The organism is Mesorhizobium sp. Root102 (assembly GCF_001425625.1).
Taxonomy (GTDB): Bacteria; Pseudomonadota; Alphaproteobacteria; order Rhizobiales; family Rhizobiaceae; genus Mesorhizobium.
On sequence record NZ_LMCP01000001.1, the window covers coordinates 363,661 to 381,442 of the forward strand.

General features: G+C 62.3%; 21 protein-coding genes. 10 read left to right on the forward strand and 11 right to left on the reverse strand.

Going from position 1 to position 17,782, the window contains the following annotated elements; translation table 11 throughout:
* Positions 1-73: 73 nt before the first annotated feature.
* Together ASD12_RS01715 and ASD12_RS01720 are read right to left on the reverse strand one after the other, a co-directional pair.
* The gene (locus ASD12_RS01715; RefSeq protein ID WP_056581207.1) at positions 74-1,234 is read right to left on the reverse strand and encodes a YbfB/YjiJ family MFS transporter; all 1,161 of its coding nucleotides are present in this window, start codon (positions 1,232-1,234) and stop codon (positions 74-76) included.
* Positions 1,235-1,364: 130 nt separating this feature from the next.
* Positions 1,365-1,589 (reverse strand): hypothetical protein, encoded by a 225-nt coding sequence (locus tag ASD12_RS01720; protein WP_056581919.1) that lies wholly within the window; start codon positions 1,587-1,589, stop codon positions 1,365-1,367.
* 95 nt (positions 1,590-1,684) lie between these two features.
* Here ASD12_RS01720 and ASD12_RS01725 point away from each other — a divergent pair, with 95 nt between their 5' ends.
* From ASD12_RS01725 to ASD12_RS01735, 3 genes are read left to right on the forward strand one after another with little or no spacing between them, the layout of a single operon-like run.
* On the forward strand, positions 1,685-2,677 hold the full coding sequence (locus tag ASD12_RS01725) for a LysR substrate-binding domain-containing protein (RefSeq protein ID WP_056581210.1): 993 nt from the start codon (positions 1,685-1,687) through the stop codon (positions 2,675-2,677).
* Entirely contained in the window at positions 2,674-3,930 is a 1,257-nt protein-coding gene (locus ASD12_RS01730) for an aminopeptidase (RefSeq protein ID WP_056581213.1), read from the forward strand. The genes ASD12_RS01725 and ASD12_RS01730 overlap by 4 nt, the downstream gene beginning before the upstream one ends.
* A gap of 13 nt (positions 3,931-3,943) precedes the next feature.
* Positions 3,944-4,300: a DUF488 domain-containing protein gene (locus ASD12_RS01735; RefSeq protein ID WP_056581216.1), complete on the forward strand. Its 357-nt coding sequence runs from the start codon at positions 3,944-3,946 to the stop codon at positions 4,298-4,300.
* A gap of 56 nt (positions 4,301-4,356) precedes the next feature.
* On the opposite strand, the gene ASD12_RS01740 is transcribed toward ASD12_RS01735, so the two are convergent.
* Positions 4,357-4,707: an ArsC family reductase gene (locus tag ASD12_RS01740; protein WP_056581219.1), complete on the reverse strand. Its 351-nt coding sequence runs from the start codon at positions 4,705-4,707 to the stop codon at positions 4,357-4,359.
* A gap of 159 nt (positions 4,708-4,866) precedes the next feature.
* Here ASD12_RS01740 and ASD12_RS01745 point away from each other — a divergent pair, with 159 nt between their 5' ends.
* Together ASD12_RS01745 and ASD12_RS01750 are read left to right on the forward strand one after the other, a co-directional pair.
* Positions 4,867-5,223 (forward strand): metalloregulator ArsR/SmtB family transcription factor, encoded by a 357-nt coding sequence (locus ASD12_RS01745; protein ID WP_056581221.1) that lies wholly within the window; start codon positions 4,867-4,869, stop codon positions 5,221-5,223.
* Entirely contained in the window at positions 5,220-5,699 is a 480-nt protein-coding gene (locus ASD12_RS01750; protein ID WP_056581225.1) for an SRPBCC family protein, read from the forward strand. Before ASD12_RS01745 ends, ASD12_RS01750 begins: the two co-directional genes overlap by 4 nt.
* Before the next feature lie 98 nt (positions 5,700-5,797).
* Here the strand turns inward: ASD12_RS01750 and ASD12_RS01755 are convergent, their stop codons facing one another.
* Entirely contained in the window at positions 5,798-6,151 is a 354-nt protein-coding gene (locus tag ASD12_RS01755; protein ID WP_056581228.1) for a nuclear transport factor 2 family protein, read from the reverse strand.
* 167 nt (positions 6,152-6,318) lie between these two features.
* Here ASD12_RS01755 and ASD12_RS01760 point away from each other — a divergent pair, with 167 nt between their 5' ends.
* Positions 6,319-7,023, forward strand: a complete 705-nt coding sequence (locus ASD12_RS01760; RefSeq protein WP_056581230.1) for an SOS response-associated peptidase — start codon at positions 6,319-6,321, stop codon at positions 7,021-7,023.
* A 1-nt stretch (position 7,024) separates the two neighbouring features.
* A complete protein-coding gene (locus ASD12_RS34745; RefSeq protein ID WP_056581232.1) occupies positions 7,025-7,378 on the forward strand; it encodes a hypothetical protein in 354 nt (117 codons plus the stop codon).
* A gap of 140 nt (positions 7,379-7,518) precedes the next feature.
* Here ASD12_RS34745 and ASD12_RS01770 read toward each other — a convergent pair whose 3' ends face one another.
* The 7 genes from ASD12_RS01770 to ASD12_RS01800 form a co-directional block, all read right to left on the reverse strand.
* A complete protein-coding gene (locus ASD12_RS01770; RefSeq protein ID WP_056581235.1) occupies positions 7,519-8,604 on the reverse strand; it encodes an ABC transporter ATP-binding protein in 1,086 nt (361 codons plus the stop codon).
* Positions 8,594-9,202, reverse strand: coding sequence for a cupin domain-containing protein (locus ASD12_RS01775; protein ID WP_056581238.1), 609 nt, complete (start codon positions 9,200-9,202; stop codon positions 8,594-8,596). Before ASD12_RS01775 ends, ASD12_RS01770 begins: the two co-directional genes overlap by 11 nt.
* 268 nt (positions 9,203-9,470) lie before the next feature.
* Positions 9,471-10,535, reverse strand: a complete 1,065-nt coding sequence (locus ASD12_RS01780; protein WP_056581241.1) for an ABC transporter substrate-binding protein — start codon at positions 10,533-10,535, stop codon at positions 9,471-9,473.
* A complete protein-coding gene (locus tag ASD12_RS01785; protein ID WP_056581245.1) occupies positions 10,520-11,392 on the reverse strand; it encodes an ABC transporter permease in 873 nt (290 codons plus the stop codon). Before ASD12_RS01785 ends, ASD12_RS01780 begins: the two co-directional genes overlap by 16 nt.
* The gene (locus ASD12_RS01790) at positions 11,389-12,273 is read right to left on the reverse strand and encodes an ABC transporter permease (RefSeq protein ID WP_056581248.1); all 885 of its coding nucleotides are present in this window, start codon (positions 12,271-12,273) and stop codon (positions 11,389-11,391) included. Before ASD12_RS01790 ends, ASD12_RS01785 begins: the two co-directional genes overlap by 4 nt.
* A 105-nt stretch (positions 12,274-12,378) precedes the next feature.
* Positions 12,379-13,662, reverse strand: a complete 1,284-nt coding sequence (locus ASD12_RS01795; protein WP_056581252.1) for an FAD-dependent oxidoreductase — start codon at positions 13,660-13,662, stop codon at positions 12,379-12,381.
* Positions 13,663-13,803: 141 nt separating this feature from the next.
* Positions 13,804-14,709 (reverse strand): SMP-30/gluconolactonase/LRE family protein, encoded by a 906-nt coding sequence (locus ASD12_RS01800; RefSeq protein WP_056581254.1) that lies wholly within the window; start codon positions 14,707-14,709, stop codon positions 13,804-13,806.
* A gap of 100 nt (positions 14,710-14,809) precedes the next feature.
* Here ASD12_RS01800 and ASD12_RS01805 point away from each other — a divergent pair, with 100 nt between their 5' ends.
* From ASD12_RS01805 to ASD12_RS01815, 3 genes are read left to right on the forward strand one after another with little or no spacing between them, the layout of a single operon-like run.
* Positions 14,810-15,532 carry a FadR/GntR family transcriptional regulator gene (locus ASD12_RS01805; protein ID WP_056581258.1) on the forward strand — a complete coding sequence of 241 codons (723 nt, stop codon included), beginning with the start codon at positions 14,810-14,812 and terminating at the stop codon, positions 15,530-15,532.
* Positions 15,529-16,731 carry a mandelate racemase/muconate lactonizing enzyme family protein gene (locus ASD12_RS01810; protein WP_056581260.1) on the forward strand — a complete coding sequence of 401 codons (1,203 nt, stop codon included), beginning with the start codon at positions 15,529-15,531 and terminating at the stop codon, positions 16,729-16,731. The genes ASD12_RS01805 and ASD12_RS01810 overlap by 4 nt, the downstream gene beginning before the upstream one ends.
* Positions 16,732-16,756: 25 nt before the next feature.
* The gene (locus tag ASD12_RS01815; RefSeq protein WP_056581263.1) at positions 16,757-17,734 is read left to right on the forward strand and encodes a sugar ABC transporter substrate-binding protein; all 978 of its coding nucleotides are present in this window, start codon (positions 16,757-16,759) and stop codon (positions 17,732-17,734) included.
* The last annotated feature ends 48 nt before the right edge of the window (positions 17,735-17,782 follow it).

Sequence of the window (17,782 nt, forward strand, 5' to 3'; positions counted from 1 at the left end):
GCGGGCATAAAGTCACACATTAGTTGGAAAGAAAATGCCCGTGCCCGATGCCTCGCTCCGAGCAAACCCATAATCATGGCGATTTTGGCGCAGCCGACCATGTGATGGCGCCGGAGACGACCAGCACGACCGCGGCGGTGATCGAGGCGAGGAAGAAATCGCCGGACATTTGCGCCAGAAACCCGGCGACGACCGGACCGATGATCTGGCCAAGGCCGAACGCAGCCGTCATCAGGGCAAAGATCCGCCGCGGCGCCTGCGGTGCCAGTTGTCTGGCCGTCTGCAGGCCAAAGGCGGTAATGGCAATGAAGGTGCCGCCGAGCAGCACGCCGCCAAGCAGTGGCCCGGTGCGTCCGCCGATGGCGACGCTGGCGGTGACACCGACAACTTCGATGAAGCATGCCAGCGCATAGGCGGCATAGAGCCCGGTCCGGGCAGCGATCTTCTGCCACAGCCAGGTCGAGGGAAAGCCGGCAAGACCGGCGACCATCCACACCATGGCCTCGAAGACGCGGCTGCCGCCGCCTTGCCGGACGATGGCGACCAGAAATGTCGCCGTCACCACATAGCCAAAGCCGAACAGGCCATAGGCAATGACGACCTTGATCAACGACCGATCCATCCGCAGTGCAGGCTCACGGGCGACTTCGCCGTTGCTGAGCGGGCCCTCGTTGACCAACAATGCCACGAGTACGAAGCCGCAAGCCGAAATTGCCGCCGACCACAGCCAGCCCGCCGACCAGCCTGCATGTTCGGTGACCAGCACCGCCATCATCGCCGCGGACACCGCGATGCCGAGGCCAACGCCGCCGAAATACCACGCCTGCAGGTCGCCGCGACCGGCAGCGTTTATGTGGCTGAAAACGATGCTGGCCATGAACACCATGACGAAGGCGCTGGCCAGACCGGCCAGAAAGCGAATGACGAGAAAGGCGGCCATCGCGTCGGTCAGCCCCATCAGCGCGGCAAGGACCGCACTGGCGCCAAGCCCCGCCAGCATCAGCAGGCGCTCGCGCCCATGCGCCCAGCCGCCCGCCGCGGCAAACGCGCCGACGAGGTAGCCCAGATAGTTGGCGGAGGCTATCCACCCGGCATCGGCCGGCGACAGATGCAATTCCTCCATCATGCCGGGCAGGATCGGCGTGTAGACGAAACGGCCGATACCCATGGCAACAGCCATGGCAACCATGCCGGCGAAAGCGAAACGCAGCGCTGTTGAGGCGACGGATGTCATTGCAGTGCACAATAAGTGCGCGAGCCGGTGAAACAATCCGCCTTTTGTTGGGCCAGATGTTGGGCCAGAACAGCGGCCGGGTGCCGTGATTGCCTGGACCTATGCTTAAATCGGAAGGCGTGTCATCCGCTCAGCAGCGGCCGCCGAAACCGGCATCCAATGAAGCCGTCTCGTGCACTGTTCGCCGTGCCGTCAGCCTGAACGGCACGTCGCCAAGCTCGCGCTCCGACATGGTGTTCAGCACGGGATGCGAAAGCGGATCGGTCAACCATCTCTGCGCCTCGCTCTCCCAGCGCGGTTCATATGGTGTGCTCGCGAAAAAGACCTTCAGCGACGACGACAAGATCCTCAGCATTTCCGGCTCCACAGGTCTGTCTCCCCTGATAAGGTCTGCCGTTTCGACATCTCTTACAATTGAGATTTCAACGGGGTCGGTTTAGAAAAACTCAAATGGCTATGCTCAACCGCGTCCATCTCAACGGCCTCCGCGCCGTCGAAACCGTTGCCCGTCTCGGATCGCTGGCGGCGGCGGCCGGTGAGCTCAACGTTTCCGTCAGCGCCGTCAGCCAGCAGATAAGCCGCACCGAGAAGCAGCTTGGCCAGGCGCTGTTCGAACGAACGGCGGGTGGTCTGTTGCTGACCGAATTCGGCGCCGTCTTCGCGACCCGCCTTGGTGCCGGATTTCGCGAGCTTGCCCAGGCCGTGGCGCTGGCCGACGAGGCGACGCAGTGCACCTTGGTGGTTTCGGTGGCGCCGGCTTTTGCCTCGAAGTGGCTTTTGCCGCGACTGTCGCGCCACTTCGACCGGCATCCCAATGTGCTGCTGCGCATCGACGCTTCGGTGCGTCTGGCCAATCTCGATCATTCCGATATCGACATCGCCATCCGGCTTGGCGACGGCAAATGGCCTGGCGGGCGGACGGAACTGCTCCTGGCGCAGGAAGTCTTCCCTGTCTGTGCGCCGGCGATCGCCAGAAAACTGAAATCGATCGAGGATCTTGCCCAGACCTGCGCGATCACCGACGAGCGGGCAATGATCAACTGGGAAAGCTGGTTCGAGACGGCCGGCGTTCCACCTATCACCTTCCTGAAGGGCGCGCGTTTCACCGACCCGATGCTGTGCCTGGAATCGGCGATTGCCGGCCATGGCGTGATGCTGGGCTGGCAATTGCTCGCCGCCGATGCGCTGGCCGACGGGCGGCTGGTTGCGCCTTTCGGAATCCGCGCCCAGAGCGGCCTCGGCTATTGGCTGGTGACCTCGTCCGCCAAGGCCGAAAGCCGCAAGGTCCGCGACTTCAAGGCCTGGATCAGGGAAGAGATCGAGGCGACCATGGCGCAGTTCGGGTCCGCGAATGCCGAAACCGCCGGTGCGATCGCGGTGGAAAGCACCGTGGCGCCGATCTATGGTGAGTCGGACATCAAACTACGGCAGGCAGGATCATGACCACACATTCGCGCGGCGTTTCCGCATCGATCGACCCGGTGAAGCTCGACAGGCTGGCGGAAGTCGCCATCAAGGTCGGGCTGCAATTGCAGCCGGGACAGGATCTGGTGCTGACATCCTCCATCGCGGCATTGCCGCTGACCCGACGGATTGTCGAACATGCCTACAAGGCCGGCGCCGGCCTGGTGACGCCGATCTTCAACGACGACGAGATGACGCTGGCCCGCTACCGCTTCGGCGCCGATGCAAGCTTCGACCGCGCCGCCGGCTGGCTCTACGAAGGCATGGCGAAGGCCTTTTCCAACAATGCGGCAAGGCTGGCCGTGCGCGGCGAGGATCCGTCACTATTGTCGGCACAGGATCCGGCGAAGGTGGCGCGCGCCAACAAGGCGAATTCGATGGCCTACCAGCCAGCGCTGGAAAAGATCACCGGCTTCGACATCAACTGGAACATCGTCGCCTATCCGGACCTCGCCTGGGCCAGGCAGGTTTTTCCTGATGATGCCGACGATGTTGCGGTCGCGAAACTCGCCGACGCCATCTTCGCCGCCTCGCGCGTGGATGTGGAGGACCCGATCGGCAACTGGACGGCGCATAATGCAGCGCTTCGCGGCCGCACCGAATGGCTCAACGGCCATAATTTCCATGCGCTGCACTTCACCGGACCGGGCACCGACCTGACGGTTGGGCTGGCGGAGGGCCATGAATGGATGGGCGGCGCCTCGACCGCCAAGAACGGCATCACCTGCAATCCCAACATCCCAACCGAAGAGGTCTTCACCACGCCGCATGCAAGGCGCGTCGACGGTCATGTCTCCTCGACCAAGCCGCTGTCCTACCAGGGCACGCTGATCGATGAGATCTCGGTTCGTTTCGAAGCGGGCAGGATCGTCGAGGCCAAGGCATCGAAGGGCGAGGACGTGCTGAAGAAAGTACTCGACACCGATGAAGGCGCGCGCCGCCTCGGCGAGGTGGCGCTGGTGCCGCATTCCTCGCCGATCTCGGCGAGCGGGCTGTTGTTCTTCAACACGCTGTTCGACGAGAACGCCGCCTGCCATATCGCACTCGGCCAGTGCTATTCGAAGTGCTTCGTCGATGGCGCCTCGCTCAGCCAGGACGAGATCGCCGCGCGCGGCGGCAACAAGAGCTTCATCCACATCGACTGGATGATCGGTTCCGACAAGATCGACATTGACGGCGTCCATAAGGACGGCGCCCGCGTGCCAGTCATGCGCAAGGGCGAGTGGGCCTGACCCGGAGGGTCCGATGGCCTTCGACCTGGCGGTTAAGCGTATCTACGAGCCACCCGCTCCCGATGACGGGCAGCGGGTTCTGGTCGACCGCATCTGGCCGCGCGGTGTCAGCAAGAAGGACGCCGCGCTGACGCTGTGGTTGAAGGACATCGCGCCGAGCGACGAGCTGCGCAAATGGTTCGGCCACGAGCCAGCGCGCTGGGCGGAGTTTCGGGAGCGGTATCGTGTTGAGCTGGATGGGAATGAAGAGGCGGTTGGGCGATTGCGCGGCCTGCTCCGCCACGGCAAGGTGACGCTGCTCTATGGCGCGCATGACGAGGCGCATAACAATGCGGTGGCGCTGGCGGGATATGTGCGCGGGACAGACTGAGGCGGCTGGAATTTCTGAGGCCGGCGTGAAGGAACGCGGCGGGGGCGAGTGTCGCTCTACTTCCCCACCGCCTGCTCATAAACATCCGGCTTGAACCCCACCAGAATCCGGTCGCCGACCTCCAGCACCGGCCGCTTGATCATCGTAGGCTTGGCCAGCATCAGCGCTTTGGCCTGCTTTTCGTCGAGGCCCTGCTTGTCCTTGTCCGCCAGTTCGCGGAACGTCGTGCTTGCCTTGTTGAGCAGCTTTTCCCAGCCGACCTTGCCCGCCCAGTCATCGAGCCGCTTGGCGTCCAGCCCCTCTGCCCTGAAATCGTGAAACCGGTAGGCTACGTCATGACCCTCCAGCCAGACGCGCGCCTTCTTGACCGTATCGCAGGTGGTGATGCCGTACATGGTGATCGTCAAAACAGTGACCCTTCGGATTTCGAATCTGATCGCAGATTACGGACGCGCCGCGCGCTTTGCCAGCGCTCTGCGGCGTGCGTTGTTTTTGCCCTTGCCAATACTAAGGTTTTTTCCTAAGCATATGTCGAGCCTTTTTTTGACAGCGCCTCGGGAGCGACCATGACAAGCCTTCAGACCGCAACTCCCGGCCCTCCACCCATCGACGGCATCTTTCGTGCTCTTGCCGACCCGACGCGGCGACGCGTTGTGGAGCGACTGAACCGCAGCCCAGCCTCGGTCAGCGAACTCGCAGAGCCTTTCGAGATGGCGCTGCCGTCCTTCATCGAGCATCTCAAGGTGCTTGAGATCTGCGGACTGGTGCGCTCGCAAAAGACCGGCCGGGTCAGGACCTATCAACTGGCACCCGAGCCATTGAAGCTCGCCGAAACCTGGCTGGCCGAACAGCGCACGCTGTGGGAGAGCCGCCTCGACCAGTTCGACGCCTATGTGATGACCCTCAAGGAGAAAGAAGAATGAGCTATCTCTTCAAGCCGGATCCCAGACTGGACCTGGTGCTGGAGCGCGTCATCGATGCGCCGCGCGAATTGCTGTGGCGCGCCTGGACGACGCCGGAGCATGTCAAGCAGTGGTTCACACCGAAGCCGTGGCTGATCACCGACTGCGAGATCGACCTCAGGCCGGGCGGATTGTTCCGGACACGCATGCAGTCGCCCGACGGCAAGGAGGTCAACGACCGCCATTGCTGTTTTCTCGAAATCGTGCCGAACGAGCGGCTGGTGTGGACGGACGCACTGCTGCCGGGCTACCGGCCGTCAGGCGAGCCGTTCATCACCGCGGTCATTTCCCTCCATCCGGATGGCCGGGGCACGCGATACACCGCCACCGCCATCCATCGCGACGAAGCAACCCGGAAGAACCACGAGGAGATGGGTTTCTTCGACGGCTGGGGCACGGTGGCCGATCAGCTTGCGCAGTACGTGAAGACGATCTGAACTTCTCACACGACGGCCAGGACGTCGTCCTGGCCGTCATGCTTGTTTTCAATCCGGGATCTAAGAAAGCAAGCTCCTAAAGCCGGTGGTATTCCGCCTCAATAATAGAAGCGCTCTTCGGTGATCTTGCCGTTCTTGACCGTGTAGAGGCCAACTTCATCCATGGTGACACGCTGGCCGGTGGCCTTGGGCGTTATGTCAAACTTGAAGCGCACCGCGAACTGGTTGCCGTTGACATAGGGGCCCTCGACCGAGCCGCCATGCACTTCGTTGTTCTCCTGCCACCACTGGCCTTTCTGCCTGAGAGCCTCCTTGCCGCGGGCGATGGCCATCGGCCCTTCCATGGCTTCGAGGCTGACAATATCGTCGGCATTGTACTTCTCGGCCGCACCCGCATGATCGCCCTGCTGGAGCAGTTCGGTAAAATCCTTGGCAATTTCCGCGATGGTCATCTGTGTTCCTCCTGTTCAGACGCACTGCAAATAGGGAACCGCCTGCCAGCCTGCCATCTACTGGTCGGTCTTAGCTGACAATACGTGTCAGCACGGTGGATAATGGCAAGGTTATGTGACCCGTACATTTGGTTGCGGACAGGAGCCAATTCCGCAATGCTGGCCGCATGTGCAACCTCTACAACATTACCACGACGCAAGAGGCGGTCCGTCAATGGACGCGCACACTGCGCGATATCAGCGGCAATCTTGAACCTTCCGTTGACGTCTATCCCAATCAGCCCGGCCCCGTCGTTCGCAACACGGCAGACGGGAAGCGCGAACTGGCGAAACTGCTTTGGGGGTTGCCGACGCCACCAGAGCGCACGAAAGGCAAGGCCGACTACGGCACGACAAACGTTCGCAATCCACAATATTCGCACTGGCAACAGTTTGTCGGGGTAGAGCATAGATGCGTCGTGCCGGTGACCAGTTTTGCCGAACCCAGTCCTGCACCGAGCGACAAAGACCCAGAAACAGGCATCCAGCGCAATTACTGGTTTGCCCGAGACGAAAGCCGGCCGCTGTTCTTTTTCGCCGGTTTCCGGACCCGTTGGCAGGGCGTGCGAAAGGTCAAGGACGGACCTGGTGACTTCGAACTATTTGCCTTCATGACAACCAAGCCCAACGCCCTCATCGCGCCGATCCATGAGAAGGCTATGCCCGTGATCCTGACCACGTCGGAGGAGACCGAGGCTTGGCTGACAGCACCGTGGGCAGAAGCACGGCATTTGCAGCGGACTGCGCCAGACGACGCGTTGGTCATCGTCGAGAAGCCAGCCACACAAATCAAGTTTCCGCGGCAGGCTCCGGCCCAAGGGTCTCTGTTCTAGGATGCAGGACCAGCTTTCAGCAGCTTCCTCAATCCTCGTCTCGCCAGATCACCCGGCGAACCATGCGGATTTCGACAAGGCGCCTGACTCGAATTTTCAAGCGCTCGGCAGCGCTCGGCAAAATTATGTCGGCGTCAAGCTCGCGAAGCTTGCAGCGCTCACACCGCATATGCCGTTCGACATCCCAAAAGGGAATGTCACCGACAAGCTTTGCAAGCTCGCCTGGCAGGTAGTGCCGCGTGATGTTGCAGTGCCGGCATCGAACACGAATGAGTTGCCCGACTTCGTGCGCGAGGCACAGGGTCTGCACATTTCGGCGCGGTCGGTTGCTCAGTTCCGGCATCGGCCAAACTAGGAATGTATTCCTCGCCGAGTCAATTCCTCCTTAGTTCCATGGTCTTTGTTCACAGCCGGCTGGAAGGTGTCCCCCTCAGGAAGGTGATCGGGACCTGCCCCGCGCGCGGTCGTGCTGCCGCCTTGCGAATGTTGTTGAGACTAGCTTGGCAGCACAGGGCAATTGGCGCCACGGCGCAGGCGGATATGCGCCACGTCGCCGGCGCTGAATTGAAAACCCTCGGCCTGGCGCGGCGCGTCGATGACAACAGGTGCGCCTTGCTCGAGTTCGGCATGCAGGCGCAGCGTGCGGCCGTGAAAGACGATGCTGTCGACGCGCGCCGGCGCGGTGCCAGGCACGGCCTCGGTCATCGCCAGCAGATCCTCCGGACGCACGCCAATGGTCCGCACCTCGCCTTCGCCGGGTGACTGGCCGGTTTCAGAAATGGCCTCCAGCGGCAAGGTGCCGGCGGTGAAACGCAAGCGCTCGCCATCGCGGCCGACAAACCGTGATTGCAGGAGATTCATGGTGCCGATGAAGCTCGCCACGAACTTCGTGGCGGGCCGGTCGTAAAGGGTGGCCGGCGGCGCGATCTGCTCGATGCGGCCCTTGTTCATGACGACGATTCGGTCGGAGATCGACAAGGCTTCGGTCTGGTCGTGGGTAACCATGACGAAGGTGGTGCCGAGCCGCGACTGCAGCCGCTTCAGCTCGACCTGCATCTGTTCACGCAGATGCGCGTCGAGTGCCGACAGCGGCTCGTCGAGCAGCAGCACGCGCGGCTCGCAGACGATGGCGCGCGCCAGCGCGACACGCTGGCGCTGGCCGCCCGACAGTTCGGAGACGCGGGCGCGGAGCTTGTCGGCAAGACCGACCATGTCGAGAGCGTCGCCGGTCCGTTTTGCCTGTTCGGCGCCAGACAGTTTGCGCAGCGACAGACCGAAGCCGACATTCTCGGCGACATTCATGTGCGGAAACAGCGCGTAGTCCTGGAACACGGTGTTGACCGGCCGGTCGAACGGCCGAAGTGCCGTGATATCGCGCCCATCGAGCAACACCTTGCCGCTCGACGGGCTTTCGAAGCCGGCAATGACGCGCAGACTGGTGGTCTTGCCGCAGCCCGAGGGTCCGAGCAGCGTGATAAACTCGCCGCTGATAATGTCGAGATCGACAGCGTCGAGCCCGACGATGCCGCCGGGAAAAATCTTCGAGACCGTCTGCAGTCGGACGAGTGGATCAGGCGCCATCGCGAACCTCGGACGGCTTCGTGGTGTTGACCCAAAGGATCTGGCAACGCTCGGCGCCCGGATTGCGAAAGGCGTGCAAAAGCGTGCTCTTGAACGCAAAACTGTCGCCGGCCTTCAGCACGTATTTTGTCGAATCCACCACCAGTTCGACCTCGCCGGCAAGCACGAAGCCGAATTCATGACCGGCATGGGCATAGGCCTCGGCCGTGCCGCCGCGGGCTTCCACCGTCACCAGCATACCGGTCAGCGTCGCGCCCGGCGGCGACAGCAGCGCCTTGGCGATGCCTTCCGACTTGACCGGAATTTGCCGCCGCTTGTCGGCACGCACGCAATAGAGATCGTTGGCCGCATCGTTGCCGTCGGCGATCAGCGCCGACGGCTCGATGTCGAGGGCGGCGGCGAGCGGCCAGATTACCTTGACGCGCAGCGAGGACATGCCGCGCTCGATCTGGCTGAGCGCCCCGATCGAGACGCCGGCTTTTGCCGCAAGATCGGCCAGCGACAGCTTGCGCTCCAGCCGCAGCGCCCGCACGCGCCGGCCGACGCGAATATCGGCATCGTCCTTCGGCTTCTCAGCCGCTTCGTCCAGCATGTCCATCCATTCGTCCTCGTTTACTTTACCCTTCTCCCCTGGTGGGGTGAGAAGCGGTTCGCGCAGCGAACGAAAAGCCAATAGCTTGGCTTTTCGAGCTTCGAACGCCCTGAGCCTGCGAGGGGCCGGGCGTGCTTAGTCGATCCACCCTGCCGGGCCCCCCGCTGCTTCGCAGCGTCCCGGCGTTCGCCGGCCTTTCATCGCGCCAATGGCACGATGACTTCGCTTACGCGAACCGGCTGCTCACCCCACAAGGGAGAAGGCAGGCCTCAACTCACCCTCCAGCCTTCACCTTCTCGAACATCTTCGCCAGGTCGTCATTCTGTTTCATCGGTCCGGTGAAGATGGTGGTCTTCAGCATCACTTCCGGGTCGGACGGCAGCTGCAATTTCTCCAGCTCTTCCTTCGGCACTGTGGCAAAGGCGGAACTCAGCGAGCTGCCATAGCCATAGGCCTCGATCAGGTATTTGCCGGAGTCGGCGTCCAGGCGGCTGTTGATGAAGTCATAGGCGAGATCGACGTTCTTGGCGTCCTTGAGCATGACGAAGCCGCAGGCCCAGGTCAGCATGCCTTCCTTTGGCTTCATGAACTCGACCGGCACGCCCTGCTTCTTCAGCGAGGTGGCGGAAGCGTTCCAGGTCATGGCGGCGACCAATTGGCCGCTGGCCAGCGCCTGTTCGACCGAGGTCATGTCGGTGGTGTAGTTGGAGAGCAGCGGGCGCTGTTCGCGCAGTTTCTCGGCCACCTTGTCCATCTCGGCGGGCGTCATGTCGAACGGATTGACGCCGGCCAGAAGTGCCGCAACGATCGGCGTGTCATGCACGGCGTCGATGGTCGCCATGCGGCCGGCATACTGCTTGTCCCACAGCAGGTTCCAGCTCGCTTCCGGATTCTTCACCAGATCGGTGCGGTAGAGGATCGAGGTGTTGCCCCAGTCCCACGGCACCATCCAGACCTTGCCGTCGCCGGCCTGCAGGTCGGGCAGGTTCTTGAACACCGGGAAGATCGAATCCCAGTTCTTGATGCGCTTGGTGTCGATCGGCTGCAGCAGGCCTTCCTTGTTCCAGCGCGCCACCTTGTCATAGCAGGGATGCGCAATGTCGGGGCGGAAGCCGGCCTTGACCTTGGTGAAGGCATCGTCGTCGTCGCCGAAGATGGAGGCCTCGACGCCATCGGTATGCGCGGCGAGGAAGCTCTTGTTGAAATCGGGCAGTTCGTAGCCCGACCAAGTGAAATATTGCAGCTTGTCGCCGGCGGAAGCGACGGTCGACGATAGCGCCAATGCCAGGGCGGCGAGGCCGACCCGGGCCGTCTTTCCGGATATCAGGTCGAATGCCATTGCAGTTCTCCTCTCTTGGTTTGATTTGGTTGTGATGGATCCGCGGGTCTTGGCGCCGTGGCGGACAGGCCGCGATGGCGCAGGATTTCGGCTGCTGCGGCGATCACGAAGGACACCGCCAGGATCGACGTGCCCAGCGCCATGACCGTCGGCAGCGACCTTGGAAAACGCAGCTGGCTCCAGATGTAGAGCGGCAGCGTCGGCTCGGTGCCGGCCAGGAAGAAGACGACGATGAATTCGTCGAAGGAGATCAGGAAGGCCAGCATGAAGGCCGAAACGATGGCCGGCAGGCTGAGCGGCAGCATGACCCGCCGGAAGGTCGTCCAGTCGGAGGCACCGAGATCGAGAGCCGCCTCGCGAATGGTTTTCGGGATGGCGGCGAAGCGGCTGCGCATGATCACCACGGTCGTCGGCAGCGCCACCAATATGTGGCCGAGAACGATGGCGATGCGCGATGGCCCCAGACCGATGAGGTTGATAAGGATCAGCAGCGATATGCCGACGATGACACCCGGGATCAGGATCGGCAGCCGGGCGATGGCGCTGATGGTGGCGGCCAGCGGCGAGCGGCCATAGAGGTCCATATAGGATACAGTGATGCCGCACAGCGTAGCACCCGTGGCTGCAATGACACCGATGACGAGGCTGTTCAAGAGCGCACTGGTCAGCGCCGAATTGCCGAACAAAGTCGCGTACCATTGCACGGTAAAGCCTTGCAGCGGAAACGCTGCCTGGATCGAGTTGTTGAAGGAAAACAGCGGGATCAGCAGGACCGGCAGATAGAGAAAGACCAGATAGGCAATGACATAGACGCCAAGCCAGCCGCCGCCTCGCTGTGTGTGCCGCCCCTCGCTCATGTGCGGCTGCCAAATCTGCGGTCGGCGATGCGCGCAACCAGCACCACGGCAAGGATGACCAGCATGACGGCGACGGAGAGTGCTGCGCCGAACGGCCAGTCATTGGCCTTGCCGAATTGCGCCTGGATCAGTGTACCGATCATGGTGCTGGCCGGACCGCCGACGAGAGCCGGCGTGACATAATCGCCAACCGTCGGCACGAAGACGACGAGTGCGGCTGCCAGCACGCCCGGCATCGAATTGGGCAACACGACACGGCGGAAAGAGGTGAACGGCCGCGCACCAAGATCGGAAGCGGCCTCGACCAGCGATTTCGGGATCGTGTCCAGCGCCACATAGATCGGCAGGATGGCGAACGGCGCATAGGCGTGCGCGAGCGTGACGACGACGGCGGCCGGCGTGTTGAGAAAGGCCAATGTCGGCTCGGACCAGATGCCGCTTTCGATCAGCGCCGAGTTCAGTACGCCGTTATAGGCGAGCACGATCTTCCAGGCGAAGACGCGCAGAAGATAGCTGGTCCAGAACGGCAGCGTCACCAGGAACAGCAGCAGGCCGCGCCGCCGGCCGGCGTGGAAGGCAAGGTAGTAGGCGACGGGATAGGCAGTAACGACCGTGGCCAGCGTGACCAGAGCGGCAATGACCAGCGAGCGCAGCGTCACCGTCCAGTACAGCGGATCGGACACCACCGTGACAAAATTCGCCGCGGTGAAACCGGCGCCGAGCAGCGAACCGTCATTGGTGCGGAAGGCGAGGAAAAGCACAAGGCCAAGGGCAAACAGGATCAGCAGGAAAGTGACCAGAGCGCCCGGCAGCAGCATGGCGGCCCGGAAGCCCGAAGAAGACCGGGCCTCTGGCGCTGATGTTGCAACTAGGGTCGACATCGACCTGCCTATCGGAATTTTGAAATTACCTTAGAATTTTTCATATTCATGAAACTGTCAAGAGGAATCTCCCAAACGGAATCCCAATGACGGGAATCCCCTTGGTCAGCGCTCCAGCGCATCGAGCAAGCGATACCAGGCGATGGTCGCGGCGACGCCGACCTGGCGGAAGGCGTGGAACGGGATCGGCCGGATCGGTGAAAGCGGGAACGGCAATTGCCTGGCGTCGCCACCTTGGAGATAACCAGCGATGCGCTCGCCAAGCGCGGTCATCAGGCCGACACCACGGCCCTGGCAACCGACCACAGCCAGCAGGCCCTGCTCGAGCTCGTGGATGTGCGGCAGATGGTCCGGCGTCATCGCCACCCGACCGAACCAGCGCTTCTCGATGGCGACACCGGACAGCGAGGGATAGAGCCGTGCCAGCGCGCGCTCGAGATGCGCCCAGTCGCCAGCGCTCGTCGGCAGCGCCATGCGACCCCGTCCGCCAAGCACCAGCCGGCCGTCGGCGCTCTTGCGGTAGTAGACGAGGATGCGACGGGAGTCCGACACCGCCTGCCCTTCCGGCAGGATCGTTGCGGCCAGGTTGGGCGACAGCGGCGCTGTGGCGATCTGAAAGGAATGTAGCGGAACGATCGTCTGGGCGAGACCGGGGATCAGGCCATCCGTATAGGCGTTGGTCGCCAGCACGACTACTCTTGCCTGCAACTCGGTCCCGTTTTCGGTCGAAATACGCCAAATACCGGCGGCATTGGTAAGCCGTACGACCTTCTGGCGCTCGGCTATCCTCACTCCAGCCGCGGCCGCGACACGCGCGAGTTCCGACGTATAGGCGAGCGGATCGATCACACCGGCGCGGCGGTCGAGCCAGCCGCCGAGATAGCCCTGTGCGCCGGTCCTGGCTGCGATCTCCGCCGCGCTCAGAAGCTGGACATCGGCGCCGCGCGCCCGCCATTGCCGGTCACGGTTCGCCGCCGCCTTCAGCGCGACCTCGGTGTGCGCCGCCTGGATCCAGCCATTGCGAACGAACGGCACAGCCAGTTTTTCGTCGCGGATCAGTTCGAAGACCGCATCGGCGGTCGAGGCGGCAAAATCGACAAGCGCCTCGCCGCGCTCCGGGCCATAATGCTCCAACAGCCATTCCGGATCATACTTCAGGCCGGGAATGACCTGGCCGCCATTGAGGCCCGATGCACCCTGGCCGATTTCGCCGGCTTCCAGCACCTGCACCGACATGCCAAGCCGGGCAGCATGCAAAGCCGTCGACAGACCCATGATGCCGCCGCCGACAATGACGACATCGGCCTTTTCACCACTGGGAAAAAGCGACTGAAATCTGGAAGCCGCCTGCGGCTTGCGCCAGATCGGATCGGAGAATGGTGCGGGCAAGGGTCACCTGGGATTCATTGCAAAATGAAAATCCTAGATGTCATTTCATCATTTTGAAAGTGGGTTTTAGTCTGGCGACTTGCAGATCTCGCCGAGGGTTTCCCGGCACTGCGAGTTGCATCGGATGAAAAAACCCATCTCTCATCCGAACCGATTGGCCGGCGTGCCCCGAACGCCGGTCCGCACCGCAAACAACCCGCCCTCTTGCGGATTTGCCTGCAAGTGCTCCCTGCTCATGGTAAATCGCGCCGACGTGACGAAGAGAGTATCGAAATTCTCGCCACCAAAAGCGCAACTCGTCGGCCAGCTGCAGGGCAGATCCACGACTTTGTCGAGAACTCCACCGGGAGAAATGCGGACGAGGCAGCCGCCGCCCGCAACGCGGCAATTCCAGACATAGCCCTCCGCATCCACGCACGACCCATCTGGCAGACCGCGCGGAAAGTCCGAGAAGAAAAGGCGCCTGTCGGTTATTCGCGATTGCACCCTATCCCAGCGATAGCTGAATATCTGGTTCTTCATCGTGTCCGCCGTGACGAAGGTATCATCCGCCATCCAGATCATGGTGTTGGTGATACCGAAACGATCGGCGCTGAGCGCCTCCACAATGCCGGTCGTGGCGACGCGATAGATCCGCCCCGCATCCCGCGAAATATCGCGCGGAAGGTCATCCGGGCCGATATTGTTTTCCATGGTTCCGACCCAGAATGAGCCGTCTGGGGCGACCACGCCCTCATTCAACCGTGTGTCCGGACTATCCGGTTCGATCGTCGCGATCGCCCTGAAGTTTTCCCCGAAATCCCACAATGCCACGTCCTTTCGCAACCCGACGATTGCGCCACCGTTCCTGCGCAGGCCGATCGAGGTTGCGAGGCCCGGAGCTTGCCAGCTCTGGTGATCGAGAGTGTCCGGATCGAGCCGGTGGATACGCCGCCCGATAATATCCACCCAGATCAGTGTTTTCCTGTTTTCGTCCCAGATCAGGCTCTCCCCGACGACATCCCGGGCATCGAACACGAAAATCGCCTGCATCTCTCCGCTATCCATGCGTTGCCTCGTTTGTCGCGCTTGTTGGCGTCACTTGACAGACAACATCTCACAAAGATATAGGCATTTCAAGAAAACATGTCATACAGGTTGAGGGCAAATGGTGGCCAATCGTAGCATGATGCCGGAGGAGACCAATCCCGGCCTGGTCAGCGCCGCTATTCAGGCCATCACCCAATACATCCGCGTCGAGGGACTCGGCCCCGGCGACCTCTTGCCAAGCGAAGCCGACATGACCCGCAGGCTCAGCGTCTCGCGGACGGTGGTGCGGGAGGCGTTTCGATCGCTGTCGGCGATGCGCCTCATCGACATGAGCGCCGGTCGGCGCGCCAGCGTCGCCAAGCTCGACATCGGTGCCATGTCGATGGTGATCGAGCACGGCGTCACCACCGAACAGATCAGCGTCCACCAGGTTTATGATGTTCGCCGCACCATCGAAATGCGCACGGTGGCGCTCGCCGCACTCCGGCGGAGCGATGCCGAGGCCGCTGAAATACAAGAATACGCGCGACTGATGCGCGAGAACTATCGTACGCCTGAGATCGTCATGGAGCACGACATCGCATTCCATGAGGCGATCGCGCGGGCTTCTCACAACCCGGTGTTCTCGTTGATCATCACCGCCTTCAGCGGCGTCACGCGACGCACCTGGGTGATCGGCTGGCGTACACGCGCCTCCGTGGAAGATCAGATCAAGATGATCGAGGGTCACGCTGATATTGCCCGGGCGATCATCGCGGGAAATCCGCAACTTGCCGCCGAACACATGGCCGCGCATTTCGACAAGAGCGTCAAGGCGCTGAACGACGCGGGGATCGCATGAAAATCCGCGCGATCGAGACCATTCGCATCGAAGAGCGGCCCAACCTGCTCTGGGTCGAGGTGCATACCGACGAAGGCATCACCGGCCTTGGCGAAACCTTCTTCATGGCGCGCACGGTCGCGGAATACCTGCACGAATATGTTGCGCCACGCGTCATCGGCCGCGATCCGCTGCAGATCGATCTGCTGTCCGCGGATCTGGTTGGCTATCTCGGTTTCCGCTCAAGTGGCGCCGAGGTTCGCGGCAATTCCGCCTTCGACATCGCGCTCTGGGACATTTTCGGCAAGGCGACAAACCAGCCGATAGCGCAGCTTCTTGGAGGCTTTTCACGGCAGTCCATCCGCACCTACAATACCTGCGCCGGCACCGAATACATCAAGGACGGCAAGGGACAGACCACCGCAAACTATGGTCTCGGCACGAAGCAAGGCTACGACGACCTGAACGGGTTTCTCCACCGCGCCGACGAATTGGCGGCGGAACTCCTTGAAGACGGTATCACGGCCATGAAGATCTGGCCCTTCGACCATGCCGCCGAGAAAAGCAGGGGGCAGGATATCACCGCCGCCGACCTCAAAGCCGCGTTGCATCCTTTCGAGAAGATCCGCAGGGCCGTCGGCGACAGGATCGACATCATGGTCGAGTTCCATTCGATGTGGCAGCTCCTGCCCGCGATCAAGATCGCAAAGGCGCTCGGACCTTATGGCACATACTGGCACGAGGATCCGATCCGCATGGACAGCCTCGGCGATCTCAAGCGCTATGAGGCCGCGAGCCCGGCGCCGATCTCGGCGTCAGAAACCTTGGGCAGTCGCTGGGCATTCCGGGATCTGCTGGAGACCGGCGCCGCAGGCATCGTGATGCTGGACATTTCCTGGTGCGGCGGACTTTCGGAAGCACGCAAGATCGCCGCGATGGCGGAGGCCTGGCACCTGCCAGTCGCCCCGCACGACTGCACTGGGCCTGTGGTTCTGGCGGCGTCGACACATTTGTCCCTCAACGCGCCCAACGCACTCGTACAGGAGAGTGTGAGGGCATTCTACCGGACCTGGTATCGCGACCTCGTGACCGCGCTACCGGAAGTCAAGAACGGCATGATCACCGTACCGCCCGGCCCGGGCCTCGGGCTGGAACTCAATCCCGACCTCGGTCGGGCCTACACCGTCCATCGCCGCGTCTCGGACAAGGCGGACATCTGAATAACACTCAACGGGAGGAATAGTAATGAAACGACTGACTGCAACGCTTTTGCTCGCCACGACGCTGTTCGCGGGGCCTTCCATCGCCAGCGCCGACGGGCTCAACATCGTCTTTACGCACCATTCGTCAGCCTCGAACACCTTCTGGCAGGCGGTGAAGAAGGGCTATGACGATGCCTGCGGCAAGGTCGAGGCCAAGTGCAACATGATCTTCACCCAGACCGAGGGTTCGGTCGAGCAGCAACTCGCCAACATGCGCGCAGCACTTGCCGCCAAGCCGGATGCCTTGCTGACCTCGATCGTCGACAACAAGGCGTTCGACGACGTCATCAAGGAAGCGCGAGACGCCGGCGTCTTGGTGATTGCCGTCAACGTCGATGACACAGAAGGCGCCAGGGGCAATGCCCGGCAGGCCTTCATTGGGCAAGGTTTCAAGCCGGCGGGCTATTCGCTCGGCAAGGCGATTTCCGAGAGCTTCCCGAAAGAAGGGCCAATCAAGATTCTGGTCGGCATTTCCGCACCAGGCCAGAACTGGTCGGAAAGTCGCGGCGCAGGCGTGATGCAGTTCCTGGAAGAGTACAAGGCCGCCCATCCCGACCGCCAGGTCTCATGGGAGCGGATTGACAGCGGAACAGACCTTGCGGTCACGTCCGATCGTGTCGGCGCCTATCTCAACGCGCATCCCGACACCACCGCCTATTTCGACACCGGCTTCTGGTGCGCGGGCGTTGCGCGGTCCTTGCAGGATCGCGGTGTCGCGCCGGGCAAGGTTCTCCTTGGCGGCTTCGATCTGGTGCCGGAAGTCCTGCAGCAGATGCAGAAGGGCTATGTGCAGGCCCTGGTGGACCAGCAGCCCTACATGCAGGGCTTCATGCCGGTGATGGAAGCCTACCTGAACAAGAAGGTAGGTCTGGCACCCTCCGACATCGATACGGGCCAAGGCATCGTACGCCCGAACCAGGCCGACGCGATCATGACGCTTTCCGCGCAAGGTCTGCGTTAGGCCCACACGCGCCATGTGTTCACCCGGCGGTGCCCGCGCCGCCGGGTG